Raw genomic sequence first — 15859 nt, forward strand, 5'->3', positions numbered from 1 at the left:
AGGAGGTTTTTTCATTGACAGTGAAAGTAGCGCTAACTATCGCAGGCTCAGATAGCGGTGGCGGAGCAGGAATCCAAGCAGACTTAAAAACGTTTCAAGAGTTAAACGTATTTGGCACCTCTGCCTTAACGGCTGTTACTGCTCAAAACACGCTCGGAGTACATGGAGTATATCCCGTTCCAACAGAAGGCGTCGTTGCACAAATTCGCGCAATATTGGACGACTTTGATGTAAAGGCCTGTAAGACCGGCATGCTTTTCTCAGCCGAAATTATTACAGCGATTGCCTCTGTCCTGAAAGAATATCCACCTATCCCTTTAATCATTGATCCTGTCATGATTGCTAAAGGTGGACAATCGTTATTACAGCAACAAGCAATTCAAGCGATGAAAGAACACTTGATTCCATTAGCTACCATTGTGACACCGAATATCCCTGAAGCAGAAGTATTAACGGGTATGAAAATTGTTACAGACGAAGAAATCCAACAAGCCGCGCAAATCATTATCGACATGGGCGCAAAAGCGGTAGTGATGAAAGGCGGTCACCGTAACGATGTATTAGAAGCGCGAGATTATTATCTTGATCGTGAAGGTCAGTCGTTTACGCTGACGACTCCTTTTGTCCATACGAAAGATACACACGGTACAGGCTGCACATTCGCAGCGGCTCTGGCAGGTTTTTTAGCAAAAGGTTACTCTATGCCTGATGCTGTTGCTGAGTCTAAACAATTTATTCAGGCAGCGATTGAAAATGGACTGCGCCTCGGCTCTGGACACGGACCGACAAACCACTGGGCATATAGCCAATTGAAACAGGAGATGCGCTAATGCGAAACGCCGAAGTTAAAAAAGCGATGGGTTTATACTTTGTTATGGGAACTCAAAACGTTGGAAACCAAGAACCAATGGCCGTGCTAGAAGCAGCCCTTCGCGGAGGGATCACTTGTTTTCAACTGCGCGAAAAAGGGCCAGGAGCATTAGTAGGTGAAAACTTGCTGAACTTCGCAAGAAAATGCCAGGCCCTCTGCCGAGTCTACCGTGTACCTTTTATCGTCAATGACGACGTAGACCTTGCGCTAGCACTTAATGCAGATGGCGTTCATGTCGGTCAAGACGATGAACAAGCTGCTCTCGTGCGCGAGCGTATTGGATCTGATAAGTGGCTAGGTGTCTCCACTCATAATGTTGAAGAAGTGCGAATAGCTGAATCGATTGGCGCTGATTATGTCGGACTAGGTCCTATTTATCCAACCATTTCAAAAGGTGACGCTTCCGCTGTAGTAGGACCCGAGCTACTAAAGGAAATCCGCTCAGTATTCCAGACTATGCCGATTGTTGGAATCGGCGGAATATCCATGACGAACGTTGAGTCAATTATTCATGCTGGCGCTGATGGAATTGCAGTTATTTCCTCAATTGCTTCAGCTGAAGATTCTTTACATGCTACAGAAGCATTTTCAAAAAAACTAAAATTCTTATTGAATAGCTAAAAGAGGTACTTATGAATACACGTAAAATGATTTACATGACGATGTTCGTTGCGATTGCAGTCGCCGGTTCTGCGTTCGTTTCATTTCCTGCCGGTATTGCTAAAGCTTATCCAATTCAGCATGCGGTGAACGTGATCGTAGCTATCATTATGGGACCTATCCCTGCCGTCATTGTAGCTTTCCTGACAGGTCTTGTGCGAGTTCTGACGGGAACTGGCTCGCTACTGGCCTTCCCAGGCGGTATGATCGGAGCGCTGTTGGCAGGTATACTTTATAAAGCGTTTAAAAAGAATTGGAGTGCTGGATTGGGAGAAATTCTCGGTACAGGTCTTATCGCCCCACTTTTTGCTGTTCCTTATGCAAAAATCTTAATGGGCACGACAGTTACGGCAGTTTTCTTTTTCCCGCCGTTTCTCGTATCAACGATTAGCGGTACGATCATCGGATTACTACTAGCACCTCGCCTTTTAAAGCTGAAGATGTTCCAGAACTTGCAGTAGTTGCCAGCAAAGTCTGTTAATTAGCTAAAAAGGGGGGTGTCTTTTTAAAAATGAGGGGCAGTAAAGTAGTATACGTTTTAGGATTCTCCCTGCAGAACCGGACGCTTTCCTGAGAGGGCGCGGCGGACTGATCCTCTAGGAGTCGCAGGTTCTTCCGGGAGAATCCTTGAGTTAGTGTTCGTAAGTCAGTTCGTGTTCGTCCAGAAATAGAGTATGGTAAGTTCCGCTTTCTGAACAGTGTGGGTGAAGCTTTAGATTACCTGACTGAATATATAGAGTCATTGCTTTTTCCACTCAGTCCATCGAAACAGTCATAGTAGCTAGCAACACTCCACCGCTTTTTAACTTCAAAAACGGTCAGATTATATCAGACAACTCTACTTGGTTTTCACCATCTACAAAGAGCTATCAAACTGTCTTGCACACATTAAGTACGGCTGAAGCTGGAAGACGATCGACTCCGGGAGGATCAGAGCGGAGGACGGCTTTTGCGAGTGAAGCGTAGCGAGAAGGAGCACATCTTTGCTTTTGACAGGTGTAACTCGCACTTTTGCGAGGTCCACCGCCCACTCCGAAAAGCGTATCGTCTGGAAGCGCAAGCCGCAAGACAATCTAAGTTAGCATCACTCCATTTAATTGCCATAGTCACTGTATATCAACCAGCCAAAATCGCCCGCTTCTATCCATCGCCTAACTCGTTTTCAAGTTAATGGACAGATGATACGTCATATGGTTAATTTAGCAAGCATGATTTGAAGTAAAGGTATGGTTTCTTCAAAAGCATGTTGTCGATTTCCCGGGAAATAACACGAGTTATATTCCTGCCTCATAATAACTTTGCATTTCTTCTACAGGTACCATATTTCCCCCTGTAGCCCATACTATATGAGTCGCTTGAGGCGAATTAGCTTCTACTAAATTAGCCTGTATAGCATGTATCGGCCCCGTCATTCCCGCTAGTGCAGAAGGTTCCAACCAAATGTTTTCACTATCCGCTAAATTCTTTAACAAATTAAATAACGTTTGGTCTTCGATTGTATAACATCCTGTCAGCAAAGGCTCCATTATTCTGCCGACAAATGCAGAAGCAGTTCCAACTGCCAAGCCATCCGCTATCGTCCGATTGTCCAGTCCGAAATCTGCGACAGAGACTTGATCATGCAGACCTGTCATCATGCCGATCATCATACAAGGAGAATGTGTAGGTTCCGCAAATAAACAATGTACATGATCCCCGAAAGCTAACTTCAATCCAAATGCCACACCGCCAGGTCCCCCACCTACTCCGCAAGGCAAGTATACAAATAAAGGATGGTCTGCATCGACTTTGATCTGTTGTTCTCTCAGTTGCTCTGCCACACGCGCACCCGCCACCGCATAACCCATAAAAAGATCCTTCGAATTTTCGTCATCCACGAAATGACAAGTCGGATCCGTAGCTGCTTGACGTCTGCCTTCTTCCACCGCTTTACTATAATCGTCAAGATACTCCACGACTTCCACGCCTTTTGAACGCAATAAATCCTTTTTCCATTGCTTAGCATCTGCAGACATATGAACCGTGACGTTAAATCCTAACTTTGCACTCATAATTCCAATACTTAATCCTAAATTTCCAGTCGACCCGACAGCTATCTTATATGTAGAAAACAGTTTTTTACACGCTGGATTCGCAAATTGACTGTAGTCTTTCATCGTATTAAGCAAGTGATGTTGACTTGCCAGCGATTCGGCATGCTTCAATACTTCATAAATCCCGCCGCGCGCTTTAATCGAACCTGAAATAGGTAGTGCATTGTCTTGCTTTACTAACAGCTTTCCTGCAATAGCCGTTGCATACTTTGTTTCAAGCACTTTTTTCATCTTGGGAATAGAGGTAATCGGTGATTCGATAATGCCATGACTTTTTGCAGTATCTGGAAACACCGCAGCAAGATAAGAGGCAAATCGCTTCAATCGTTCGCTTGCATCTGCCACTTCCGCGTCAGATACACTTGCTTTAGCCAATCCACTTGTCACTTTTTCAATAGAAGGATTGCACCAAAGCACTTCCTCCCTATCTACTACCTTTTGCAATAATGGTAGTTTTTCTATCCATTCGCTTGGAGAATCACAATTCATTTGTTCGTACCTCCCTATTGTTTAAACCAGCCTTTTTCTTGGAACATGGAAATCGCTTCAATACGATTTCGCACGCCTAATTTATCTAATATTGTTGAGACGTAATTGCGTACAGTTCCTGGTGACAAAAACAACTCAGTGGCAATCTGCTTCGTCGTTTTACCTTCAGATATCAGCTTCAGAACTTCCGCTTCACGTTCCGTCAGTGGATTTTTTTCTTCTTGCTTCATATCAAAGGCTAAATCAATAAGTTCAGGTGCATAAATTCGTCCACCTTTAATTATGGAATGAATCGACCGGACGAGTTCTTCAATTGGATTGTCTTTCAATAAATACCCTCGGACACCTGCGTTTCGTGCACGTTCAAAATATCCTGTTCTGGCAAATGTCGTCAGAATGATAATTTGGCAATCAAGATCCTGCAATTCTTCTGCCGCATCTAGCCCCGTTTTAATCGGCATTTCTATATCCATTATGCAAATGTCAGGTGTCAGCTTTCTCACTAGATCCACCGCTTCCTGACCATTCTTTGCCATGCCGACAACTTCCATATCTTCTTCCAAATTTAACAGCGACCCTAACGCACCTAGCATCATTCTTTGGTCTTCTGCTATGACAATGCGGATCATATGAATCACCCTTCCTTTATTTGCTTTAACACTGCCGGTACTTTAATTTTGAGTTGAGTGCCTTCTTCACTGGCAATCAATAACCTTCCATTCACAAATTCTAAACGCTCTTCCATTCCATCGAGGCCATTGCCCGGTAAGTTCACACCATTTTGTGCAATCCCAATTCCGTTATCACTTACTTGAATGGTGAATTCTTTAGTCGTTCTCTCGAAACTGATACAGCATTTTTTGGCATAACTATGTCTGACTACATTATTGATCGCTTCTTTCAAGCACATGACTAATACATTTTCTACGATCGGCGACATGCCCGGGAAGTTTGGATCTCCTTCGACAACCAATTCAATTTCTGCTGCCTTTAATAATTGCTGTACGCGAACTAATTCATCTTTCAGCTTTACGCTTCGCATTCCACTAACTAATACACGCACTTCTTTCAATGCCGTGCTAGAAATTTGTCGAATGTCTTGTAATTCAGCAGCAGCTGCTTCAGCATCCCTCTCGATCAAACGGACAGCTAAGTCGCTTTTCAAACCGATCATCGATAATTTTTGACCTAACGTATCGTGAAGATCTCTCGCAATTCGTTCACGTTCTTGAACAATTGTCAGCTCTGAAATTCTTTTTCTTGCTATCTCCAATTGATCCTGAAGACGTTCACGTTTTTGCCGATTATATAAATTGAATGGCAGAAGCACGACACCTATGATAGAAATAATAATGAAATGAATTTGCGGTAAAAATAATTCAATCTCAATAAAGAAACCCGCCACGACCGCACCGATCAAAATGGCAATATGTAACCCATAGATCACGAAGAAGCCTACTGGATTGCGGATGTTTCCAATGAAAAAGGCAATAAAAATAGATAAATATACATAACCAAACAATAAAGTCATAGCGACCGTGATAACAATTTCAAAACTAATCCACATATACATCAATCCACTCTGAGACTTAGTGGAAAAATAGTAGGACAAGAAAAATAACACTAATAACGTAAACCCGATCATTAAATCAAATGGGGATGCACTCCGTAAAATAAAAAAGAAAGGCAATATACAAAACACGACCCAGGCATAAATACTGAGCCATGGATTTTTCGGGAAAATACTATACCAACTGCTCACTGCTTGACACCACCCTCTTTTTCTTTCATTGTAACAAACATTTGGCTACTTCACCTACTGAACCTATTGGCACAAAAAAAAGGCGGAGAAGGAATTCCTTCTCACGCCTGCTTATTGTAATCTTGTACGTTTTGGTTTTAAATCAATTGATAACTTCTTCTTCGCCGCAAATTGCTTAGCTTCTTTGAACGTCACAAACTTTTTATTTGTAGGGTCATACAAGCGGTAGCGTAATGATTCAAGGCTAGTTTTCAATGTGATTGTTGTAGCTTTATGCAATGGCGGTGTTAACTCGTGTGCCATTTCGAGATTGTAGTTCGGTACACGCGGCGCAAGATGGTGTACGTGGTGGAAGCCGATATTACCTGTAGCCCATTGCAGAACACGTGGTAATTGATAGTATGAACTACCTTCAACAGCGGCTTTTACATAATCCCACTCTGCTTCTTCTTCAAAATACGAGTCTTCAAATGTGTGCTGAATGTAGAATAACCAAATGCCCAGTGCCGCAGCTGTGAACATCATTGTTCCTTGAATGATCAAGAATGCTTTCCACCCTACAACCATGATTAGAACGCTATATAATACAAGTAAGATGACGTTGATTAGATACGTATTCATACGCTCTTTTTTACGTGCATCTTTACGGTTGAAACGACCCGAAATTAACACCAAATACAGAGGGCCAAATCCAAACAATACTAAAGGGCTGCGATAGAAGCGATAGCCTAAACGTGTAAGCTTAGAAGCATTTTGGTACTCATCCACTGTCATCACCCAAATGTCTCCAACACCGCGCTTATCTAAGTTTGAACTAGACGCGTGGTGGATTGAGTGCTCTCTTTTCCACTTTTCATAAGGAAACAATGTCAGAACGCCAGTAATTGTTCCGACAATATTATTTGCTGTTTTATTGCGGAAGAATGAACCGTGCGTGCAGTCATGAAAGATGATGAATGTGCGAACTACAAAAAATGCAGCTACGATGGATAGGGCAACTGTCAATATAACAGAAACTTCCAAGCTTTTGTACGCTAAGAACCATAAAATCAAAACGGGCGGTATCGTGTTTAGCATCTGTACAATACTTTTCTTTAGATCTGACTTCGCAAAAGGCGCAACGTCTTTGTGCAGTTGCTTCGTTTTCTCTTTACTCATGTTTGAATGTCCCTCCTACTGGGTTTGCTAGTACATTAACAATACCGTGCATCGTCTCAGAGGGGTAGACATAAATGTCATGACTTTCACATGACAAATGTCATACAGAAAGCGCGTTCGCATTGGAACAGCTCGTAATCTTCTATTCTGCAGGCTTTTGCTGTACTTTTTTTGGACCTTCATTCAAAATATAAAACAGTATAGAAAGGATGATAGCTATGCGTGAATTATCTTTCCGTTTATTGTTTACTTGGCTAATGTGCATACTTTTTGCAGGCTTCTTCGCATTTATCGCCCGGTCTATTCATTTACATACGATTACTAGTTTTGATGATCCTATTATTGATGTTGTGCAAGGAATGGAAGCTCCATGGCTCACCACTATTATGAAGACTTTTACAACGATCGGTTCGACAACGATTGTCGTCTTACTGTCCCTTTCCGCACTAGCTATTCTTTTTTGGAAAAAACATCGTGCGCAAGCCGTTTTATTAGTTTCAGTTATAGCGGGGACGGGTATTTTAAATCAAGTATTGAAATTTATTTTCAAAAGAGAGCGGCCCGACTTTCATCGCCTTATTGACATTGGTGGCTTTAGCTTTCCAAGCGGCCATACGATGATGGCATTTAGTTTATATACGATACTTGCGTATATTGTATGGAGGAACTTACAATTTACATGGAGCCGCACACTCGTTGTCATAGTTGCTGTTTTCATGACTAGCATGATTGCCGTGAGCCGCATTTATCTAGGTGTCCATTTTCCAAGTGATATTGTTGGTGGCGTGCTTGCCAGCGCGTTGTGGCTGATTTCTTCTATTGCTATGTATCATCGATTCCAACGTAAGAAGCATGCTCTTATGGACTGAATCGAAGAAAAGGAGACGTCTATGTGGAAAGAATTTAAAGAGTTCGCGTTTAAAGGGAATATTTTCGATTTAGCAATTGGTGTCGTTATCGGTGCAGCATTCAGTACAATCGTTTCTTCGCTAGTTGAAAATATCATTTCCCCGATTATCGGAATTTTATCAGGTGGACTCGATTTTTCGGGGCTGAGCTATCCTGTGGGAGATGCTGAAATCAAATATGGATTGTTCATTGAAGCAGTCATTAACTTCATGATTGTCGCTGTTTCGTTATTTCTATTCCTGCGGCTTCTGATAAGGATGAAATTGAAGAAAGAAGAGCCCGCGATAGAAGAACCAGAGGAAAAACCGTTGGACACAAAAGAAGAATTGCTCACAGAAATCCGCGACTTGCTTAGAGAGAAACCTTAACAGACCTCTATTTTTTACATATGAATCATTCTGCTTGCCGTTCTATTCGCACAGCTGACACAGTTGTCTGACAAACTCCATTGCAACGCGTCTGCTGCAGTGTTACAATGATAGGCAGGATATTGATTAAAGGAGTGGATATTCATGTGGTTCATTTACATCATGTATGCGTTGTTCGCATTTATTCTAGGTGGAACAATTCTAGGCTTAGTTCGCACATTCAGCAGCAATAACTGAAAATACCCAAACAGCAGCAAATGAAGTGGTTCCAGCCACTCCATTTGCTGCTGTTTTTCATTGTAATATTTATCGAAACAGAGAAACCAGCCATGCAGTTGCATCCATTCCGTACGTATCACGAATTTCATCTATTTCTTTATGAGCTAGCACGAATCCTTCTTTTAATACGATCAACTCATCTAATAACGGTTCGACTTCCTTGATCTCATGCGTCGATAGTAGAATCGTTTGACGTTCAATATCTGTGAATCGGATCAGCCCTTTCGCTATATCTTCCCGTACCATTGGATCCAATCCTGAAAATGGTTCATCCAATAAATAATACGTTGCCTCTCGACCTAATGTAGCCGCTATTTTCACACGACCTCGATTCCCTTTAGACAGTTTTCCGATTTTGCTGTCCAATGACAATTTCAAATAATTTGCTAGTTCTTCAGCTTTTTTCATTTCAAAATCCTCGAATTGTGAATCATAAAATGCAAACAATTGCTTCACAGTAAAATACGGATAAAATAAATCGGTATCAGGCATATAGGCAATTGATACAGCGTCCCTTCTGTTAATCTTCTTGCTGTTGAGCAACGCAACACCTGCATCCGGCGTCAGTAAACCAGCAACTACTTGAAGTAACGTTGTTTTCCCACTGCCGTTTTCACCGACCAAGCCGATGATTTTTCCTTGCGGTAATGCGACTGTCACTTCATTCAATGCTCGTTTACGTCCGTAATGTTTCGATACATTTTGCAGTTCAATCATTATCTCCACCACGTTTCTGCAAATAGCTAATCATTTCGTTTTCTGTAAATCCCAACGATTCCACACTTTGAATAAATGATGTCACTAGCTGTTCTTTCATCTCTTCTCGCAGTTGCTGAATACGTTCATTGTGCTCCGTCACGAAAGATCCTTGCCCCCTTTTCGTCTCAGTTACTCCTAACTGCTCCAGTTCTTTGTAGACACGTTGCATCGTATTTGCATTGACACCGACTGAAACAGCATAATCACGGACAGACGGTAGTTTTTCTCCGGCTATTAGAGTACCGCGTATAATATCGCCTATAATATGATCGACAAGCTGCTGGTAAATTGGTTTGTCCGGAAGAAACTCCATGCCCATCGTTACAACCTCACTTTCTCTTCAAACAGTTTGGAACCTAGAACGATTAAGAAAACGCTAAGCAACAAGTAAAATAGTAAGCTTCCTAGGGAAAAGATAATCCCGTCCGGTACAATACCCATAAAAAAGTAGCTCGTCTGATCATTATAAAATGACTCAGTTGTTAGTCGTACTGGAACGAATAGACGAAGCCAGTCAAAGAAACCAGCCGTTCTCAGTTGTTCCCACAAAACGGTTGCAGTGACAAACACCGTGACTGTGATGGGAATCGTCAATAGTGTAAGACGCGGTTGTAGTACTTCATAGATACTCCAAAAGAAAAACCCGACCGCCATGACGAATAAGAGCTTTAATGAAATCGCTACTACTACACTTACCAATGATAGAAGTCCCTGCCACGCAGTTTCATTCGTCCAGTAGCCTGCCACATAAAGCGAAAGACTAGCGAGCATTCCACCGAAAAATAATGTACTGATGGCGACTAACGCAGAAAACCATACTTTCACACCGACTAACTCGTATAAAGACTGCGGCGAATGAAGCCAGATTTCAGGATTTTTCATCTCTTTCGTTAAGCTGTATATGAGAATTCCGATGCCTGCAAACGTGTATAAAGCAAACCATGTACCTGCCAGCACATGCATATTCTCATTGACAGTCCCTTGCATTCCGACGAAGTGGCCGACTACTAAAGGAGCTACACAAACGACTAACACATTCAGCAATACAAGCCACAACACCAACCATTTCATGACTATCCATTCTTTCCGAATTAATCCTCTCCATACGCTATTCATAATCTCACCTTCTTTTCCAATAACCATGACGATAGGAAAAAGAAAGCGATCAAAAAGCTTGTTACAAGGAAAATCTCTCCCATATAAATCGTTTCTGAGTGTTGGCTAACGTATAGGTTACCGATTTCAAACGATCGATCCGTCTTAGATATAGGCAATAGTCCAACATGGGCTATTTTATAGTATATAGAAGACTCCAAGAAGGTTTTAATTAACCAAATGGACGCGAGCAATACAACTGACCACAAGAGAAACGCTCCTCGATTTACATACGATCGGATCACACGAAAAACCGCTGCCTGGAATAATCCAAAGAACATGAGTACGACTGCTGCTATATAAAAAGTTATGAAACTGAATATCATCGTCACTGCATTCGATAAACTCACTGTCGAAGCTTCACTGACCACCGCATAAACAATGAGTAAAATAACTGGAACACTCATGCCTATCAAACCAACTACGAGTGAAAATAGTACCTTACTGCCGATTAAGCGGTAAATCGATTGCGAAGAATGAAGCCAAATATCTGGTCTCCTCCATTCAATCCACAAGCTGTTTAGCAATAATGCGATAGGTACACACATCGCGATTAGCAAGCACATCATCAACGAACTACCAAGTATAGAGGATAAATCGAAACTACCTTCTCCTAGAATTGACAAAGCGAATGAGACGAAGGTGACTGTCAAAAGTGTGATGATCATAGTAGCATACAGCCAACTTTTCATCATTTCCCACTCTTTGTTCCATAAACCAGCCCAACTATTCATATATCTTCAACTCCTTCTGTATCGGTGTATTAGTTACATAGTACACTATTGAAAGAAATTGTGCAAGTGTTATAAAAAGTAAATGATTATTCATTCGACGTTTTGCCTTCTTTGATGACCTTTTTTATGGAAACAGGTAGTATTATGTTCGCTATCAGGCGATTTCTTACGAACGGTGTATTTCAAAATTGCTAACTACTAACAATCAAAGCAGGCAGAGAAAAACGAATCGTTTTTCTCTGCCTGCTTTAGTTTAGAGCCTTAACAGACCGTCCTAAGATTATCTGCTAACTTATTTAAGATCGTATTAATGTTTCATGAGACGACGTTGTTGACGCAACTCTCTTCTGGCAGGTGCTGAATCGAACAGCCGTCGTTCTACTTCTGTTTCAGGATAAATTTCCGCTACGGGGATCGGACGGTTCGTATCATCTACTGCTACCATCGTACAAAAAGATTCGGTCGTTAACTTTACTTCCCCTGTTACCAAGTTTTTGGAATGTACCGATACAAAAACTTCCATGGATGTGCGACCAACAGAAGTGACGATTGCTTCTAACTCGATAACATCTCCTAGCAATGCTGGAGAAACGAAGTCCACCGAATCAATAGATGCTGTGACAGCTGCTCTCGTACCCGCGTGCTTCATTGCACAAATTGCTGCAATTTCATCAATATAGGCTAATACTTTTCCACCGAAAATCGATTGAATATGATTTGTGTCAGGCGGCAAGACAAGTTTGCTTTGAATTGTTCTGGATTGGCTCATTGATTTTTTCTCAGTCATAGTGACAACTCCTTTTTTACTACTACTAGCTAGTATACGCGAAAATGAGAAGACTTTTACAGCTGAGTAATTATGAACGTATTATCCAGCTAATAGGTATATACTTATAGAGAGGTGAGATAGATGAAAAGATGGATAGTTCTCGTCAGTCTATTACTTTTATTAGCCAGTTGCGGAAATAAAGACACCCTTACTACTTTAGCCGACCCAGTTCCCGATCAAACCATCCCGTCCCATAACGAAGGGATTTCTCTAGAACTACTGCAAGATGTGTTTGATGAATCTCCTACACATATTAAAACAAAAGTAGCGAATACAACTACCAATTCATTTGAAATTGGTCCATTTTATCATATAGAAGTATGGAAAGACGATCATTGGTACATTCTCACATACTCTGACGCCGTATTCCTTCGCGATCCTCATTTTCGTGATGGAGGATCAGAATTAACAGCACATCAGGAAATTCAACAAACCTTTTCTGTTGAGGACTTAGGTATTCGTTTGCCTGCCGGAACTTACCGGCTCGTCAAAACTGTCCTGCAGCGCAACCCTTATCATGAAGTGACAGTATCTGCTACGTTCATCGTTCAAGAAATGTAAAAAAACCGAACAGATTTCTCGTTCGGTTTTTTCTCTATTCCGCAACTCTACGTACACTGCATACATTCTCTGCGTACTCCGTTCCTAATAATCTAATCTGCTCTATACATCGTCCCGTAGACGGTGCATGTAGCATACGCCCGTATCCCGCATAGATTCCAACATGATGTATAGACGAAGCTTCGTCCTCTCTAAAAAACAATAAATCACCAATTTGCCAATCTTCTTGATCAAGTGAGATGCTTCTTCCTGCTTCTGCTTGATCACATGCGTCACGCGGTAAAATCATTCCGCAAGCCTTCCACATACTATAAACAAAGCCAGAACAATCAAACCCCCATGAAGACACTCCGCCCCATAGATAGGGCAATCCTATAAACTTCTTGCCAACGATAAGTGGATTCGTAATGGCCACTTCTTCTACAGGTTCTACAGCTGAAGCGCGGATTAGTTTCCAGCCATGAGGTGTCCATACGTGCAATCGCTTATCTTGTGGAAGTCCAGAGGGGAAAACTGTGTTAAAAGAAACGCGTAAAAACGGCTCTCCTGACCGTTCCGTAAGCATAGCTTCACGAGCGGTTACTTTCACAAGCTGTCTAGCGCGTGGTTGTTCGCGCATCGATAGTTGAACAAGTGGCACCCAGCCGGGATACCCGCGTGAATCTTTTCGTGACTTTTGGGAACAAGCGATAACTTTCGCCCAGTCTCCAACAATATCTTCTACGATCACTGTTTCACCGTATAATAGTTGAGTCTGAATTCGCTTTTCTTCACTAAGCGCAAGCCGATCTTGAAATGTTAGTTGTCCGAGCCATTTTTCCAGCTGCACGGGATGGTTCAATGCCGGTAAATCTACTAGACGCGCGGCATCAGGATCAGTCCAAACAGCCGCCACACTGACTGCACATAACCAACGTTCATTCACATTCATGCTCCTTCACCCATGTAATCATTCGTTTCGAGTCAAAACCAAGCCCTGGTTGTTGAGTGAACTTCATAAGAGATTTTTGATACATCACACCAGACGTCGGAAACTCATTTGCTACTAAAAGAGGGGCGTCTAAATCTATATAGAGAATATTTGGCTGACTCGCTGCCACATGTGCAGCTGCCGTTACACCGATGGATGATTCTAACATACTGCCCATCATACAGTTCACCCCATATGATTCCGCTAACGCATTAATCTTCAACGCTTCACGTATTCCCCCGGACTTCATTAATTTTATATTCAAGACGTCAACCGCACGTAAAGCTAATACGTTCTTTGCATCTTCAAATGAAAACAACGATTCATCCGCCATAATAAGCGTCGTCGTGTTACGCGTCACTTCACGTAATCCTGCGATATCATGCGCCGCCACCGGTTGCTCTACAAATTCAACCGCACAGCCGTCTTCTTCAAGTTGGCGGATGATGCGAATCGCTTCTTTCGGTTTCCATCCTTGATTGGCATCCAAACGAATTGTTACATTTGACCCTATACGCTGACGAATTTGAAGAAGACGTTCTCTTTCTTCTATAAGGCTTCCAGTACCCACTTTCACTTTCAGCGTAGTAAATCCTTTCGCCACATATTCTGCTGCTTCATTAGCCATAGCGCTTGGAGTTCCGACGCTAACAGTCATATTTGTCTTTAAACAATTTCGGTAACCTCCTAACACATGATGTAACGGCATCATACAAAGCTGTCCGAACAAATCGTAAAGTGCCATATCAACCGCTGCCTTAGCACTTGTATTGCCAGTGACCGCCCGTTGCATCTGCTCGAATATTTTTTCACGGTTTCTAACATCCTGTCCTATTAAAAGAGGGGTGAAGATATGATCGATGACATACCGGATACCGCCAAGCGAATCCCCAGTGATCACATGTGTCGGCACAGCTTTCCCCCAACCGTTCGATCCATCGTCTGCAGTTATTTTCACCACTATCGACTGCATATTATGAACTGTGCGCAATGCGGTGACAAACGGCTTTTGCAATGGTATATGCACGAAGAACGTTTCTACAGTGCAGATTTTCAATCACTTCACTCCTGGCAAGATAGTTAACGTTTTTCCATCAGCGTCCAATCGACTTTTCATGCCAAGCGGAATCGCCACATTCGGTTCGCAATGCCCCATTTGGAAACCTTTGACAACCGGTTTTCCTAAGTTGCTGAAGTAATGCGCAAATACCTCCTCCATTGTGAGTGTCGCATCGGGAGTAGTCGATTCAGCTTTTGCAAAATCCCCTATAACAATACCTGCTGCTTCACGAAGCTTCCCCGCCAGCCGCAGTTGATTCAATAAACGGTCTACTTTATACGGCTCCTCTCCCACATCTTCAATAAAGAGAAGTTTCTGATTAGTTTGGATCTCAAACTCACTCCCTAGACTATTAGCAAGTTGCGTTAAATTTCCTCCGACAATTTCTCCTTCTGCTACACCACCTACGATAGCTTCAAGCGGAGAAATGGCTTCCGTGTAATGAATTTCCACAGGTTCAAATAGTTGTCCAAACATCTTACCCGACAACTCATGAAACTCTTCTTTCGCTACACAAGAAGCCAACATCGGTCCATGAAACGTCACCAGCCCCGCTCCTTGACGAATCGCCGTATGTACATACGTAATATCACTGAAGCCCCAAAATATCTTCGGATTTTCCTGAATTACTTCCATGTCGAGGTATTCCGCATACCGCGCAGAACCATAGCCCCCACCTGCACAAATAATCCCCTTCACTTCGGGATCTCTGAACATTCCATGCAGATCAGCCAACCGTTCTTCATCTGAGCCGGCTAAATACCCATTCTTCCTGTAAACCGCCTGCCCAACTTTATAACGCAATCCCAGTTGATCCAAAAATGAAAACGCACGCTCCAATTGCTCCTGCTCAATAGGACTCGCAGGCGCCACAATCCCAATCACATCACCTTTACGCAAACGTTTTGGACAAATCATTCTATTCGTCCCCCTTTCTACGTCCTACTTTATCATATTCATCTACATACATACTTAATACCGCAGTTTCCAATTTGGAATGCGGTAATTTTTTTGAAATGATGTTTTCGCTGGGGATTGCTGTTAGAGTGTGGATTCTATGAGCGTTACAACACGGACTATGAGCGGAAGATCAATTCTATGAGCGCTACAACACGCACTATGAGCGGAAAATTCACTTCTATGAGCGCTACAACACGAACTATGAGCGGAAGATTCACTTCTATGAGCGCTACAACACGCAC

At 42.4% G+C, this 15859-nt stretch carries 19 protein-coding genes; 6 read left to right on the forward strand and 13 right to left on the reverse strand.

What is annotated here, in order from left to right:
• Positions 1–14 precede the first annotated feature (14 nt).
• The 3 genes from thiD to thiW are packed head-to-tail and all read left to right on the forward strand — an operon-like array spanning position 15 to position 1992.
• Positions 15–830, forward strand: a complete 816-nt coding sequence (gene thiD, locus DV702_RS12445) for a bifunctional hydroxymethylpyrimidine kinase/phosphomethylpyrimidine kinase (RefSeq protein WP_114925034.1) — start codon at positions 15–17, stop codon at positions 828–830.
• Positions 830–1492 carry a thiamine phosphate synthase gene (gene thiE, locus DV702_RS12450; protein WP_114925035.1) on the forward strand — a complete coding sequence of 221 codons (663 nt, stop codon included), beginning with the start codon at positions 830–832 and terminating at the stop codon, positions 1490–1492. The genes thiD and thiE overlap by 1 nt, the downstream gene beginning before the upstream one ends.
• A gap of 11 nt (positions 1493–1503) precedes the next feature.
• Positions 1504–1992 carry an energy coupling factor transporter S component ThiW gene (gene thiW, locus DV702_RS12455; protein WP_114925036.1) on the forward strand — a complete coding sequence of 163 codons (489 nt, stop codon included), beginning with the start codon at positions 1504–1506 and terminating at the stop codon, positions 1990–1992.
• Between the two features lie 813 nt (positions 1993–2805).
• Here the strand turns inward: thiW and DV702_RS12460 are convergent.
• From DV702_RS12460 to DV702_RS12475, 4 genes are all read right to left on the reverse strand, one after another.
• The gene (locus DV702_RS12460; RefSeq protein ID WP_114925037.1) at positions 2806–4113 is read right to left on the reverse strand and encodes a D-serine ammonia-lyase; all 1308 of its coding nucleotides are present in this window, start codon (positions 4111–4113) and stop codon (positions 2806–2808) included.
• A gap of 14 nt (positions 4114–4127) precedes the next feature.
• Entirely contained in the window at positions 4128–4742 is a 615-nt protein-coding gene (locus tag DV702_RS12465) for a response regulator transcription factor (protein ID WP_114925038.1), read from the reverse strand.
• Positions 4743–4747: 5 nt separating this feature from the next.
• Complete coding sequence (locus DV702_RS12470; RefSeq protein ID WP_114925039.1) at positions 4748–5875, reverse strand: sensor histidine kinase; 1128 nt, start codon at positions 5873–5875, stop codon at positions 4748–4750.
• 111 nt (positions 5876–5986) lie between these two features.
• Entirely contained in the window at positions 5987–7033 is a 1047-nt protein-coding gene (locus DV702_RS12475; protein ID WP_114925040.1) for a Delta(5) desaturase DesA, read from the reverse strand.
• Positions 7034–7251: 218 nt separating this feature from the next.
• On the opposite strand from DV702_RS12475, the gene DV702_RS12480 reads away from it, so the two are divergent.
• Both DV702_RS12480 and mscL read left to right on the forward strand, forming a co-directional pair.
• Positions 7252–7902 (forward strand): phosphatase PAP2 family protein, encoded by a 651-nt coding sequence (locus DV702_RS12480; RefSeq protein WP_162805793.1) that lies wholly within the window; start codon positions 7252–7254, stop codon positions 7900–7902.
• Positions 7903–7923: 21 nt separating this feature from the next.
• Positions 7924–8310: a large conductance mechanosensitive channel protein MscL gene (mscL, locus tag DV702_RS12485; protein WP_114925042.1), complete on the forward strand. Its 387-nt coding sequence runs from the start codon at positions 7924–7926 to the stop codon at positions 8308–8310.
• A 306-nt stretch (positions 8311–8616) separates the two neighbouring features.
• Here the strand turns inward: mscL and DV702_RS12490 are convergent, their stop codons facing one another.
• The 5 genes from DV702_RS12490 to DV702_RS12510 all read right to left on the reverse strand — a co-directional run bounded on the left by DV702_RS12490 (position 8617) and on the right by DV702_RS12510 (position 12024).
• Positions 8617–9306, reverse strand: a complete 690-nt coding sequence (locus DV702_RS12490; RefSeq protein WP_205407180.1) for an ATP-binding cassette domain-containing protein — start codon at positions 9304–9306, stop codon at positions 8617–8619.
• Complete coding sequence (locus tag DV702_RS12495; protein WP_114925043.1) at positions 9299–9667, reverse strand: GntR family transcriptional regulator; 369 nt, start codon at positions 9665–9667, stop codon at positions 9299–9301. The genes DV702_RS12490 and DV702_RS12495 overlap by 8 nt, the downstream gene beginning before the upstream one ends.
• A gap of 2 nt (positions 9668–9669) precedes the next feature.
• Positions 9670–10464 carry a hypothetical protein gene (locus DV702_RS12500; protein ID WP_114925044.1) on the reverse strand — a complete coding sequence of 265 codons (795 nt, stop codon included), beginning with the start codon at positions 10462–10464 and terminating at the stop codon, positions 9670–9672.
• Positions 10461–11237 (reverse strand): hypothetical protein, encoded by a 777-nt coding sequence (locus DV702_RS12505; RefSeq protein ID WP_114925045.1) that lies wholly within the window; start codon positions 11235–11237, stop codon positions 10461–10463. Before DV702_RS12505 ends, DV702_RS12500 begins: the two co-directional genes overlap by 4 nt.
• A gap of 307 nt (positions 11238–11544) precedes the next feature.
• Positions 11545–12024, reverse strand: a complete 480-nt coding sequence (locus tag DV702_RS12510) for an acyl-CoA thioesterase (RefSeq protein WP_114925046.1) — start codon at positions 12022–12024, stop codon at positions 11545–11547.
• Between the two features lie 123 nt (positions 12025–12147).
• On the opposite strand from DV702_RS12510, the gene DV702_RS12515 reads away from it, so the two are divergent.
• Entirely contained in the window at positions 12148–12627 is a 480-nt protein-coding gene (locus tag DV702_RS12515; RefSeq protein ID WP_114925047.1) for an immunoglobulin-like domain-containing protein, read from the forward strand.
• 34 nt (positions 12628–12661) lie between these two features.
• Here the strand turns inward: DV702_RS12515 and DV702_RS12520 are convergent, their stop codons facing one another.
• The 4 genes from DV702_RS12520 to DV702_RS17245 form a co-directional block, all read right to left on the reverse strand.
• A complete protein-coding gene (locus tag DV702_RS12520; protein WP_162805794.1) occupies positions 12662–13552 on the reverse strand; it encodes a C40 family peptidase in 891 nt (296 codons plus the stop codon).
• The gene (locus tag DV702_RS12525) at positions 13545–14654 is read right to left on the reverse strand and encodes a mandelate racemase/muconate lactonizing enzyme family protein (RefSeq protein WP_114925049.1); all 1110 of its coding nucleotides are present in this window, start codon (positions 14652–14654) and stop codon (positions 13545–13547) included. The genes DV702_RS12520 and DV702_RS12525 overlap by 8 nt, the downstream gene beginning before the upstream one ends.
• Complete coding sequence (locus DV702_RS12530) at positions 14655–15575, reverse strand: S66 peptidase family protein (protein ID WP_114925050.1); 921 nt, start codon at positions 15573–15575, stop codon at positions 14655–14657.
• Positions 15576–15733: 158 nt separating this feature from the next.
• Positions 15734–15859 carry a hypothetical protein gene (locus DV702_RS17245; protein WP_256359801.1) on the reverse strand — a complete coding sequence of 42 codons (126 nt, stop codon included), beginning with the start codon at positions 15857–15859 and terminating at the stop codon, positions 15734–15736.

Source organism: Sporosarcina sp. PTS2304 (assembly GCF_003351785.1).
GTDB lineage: Bacteria > Bacillota > Bacilli > Bacillales_A > Planococcaceae > Sporosarcina.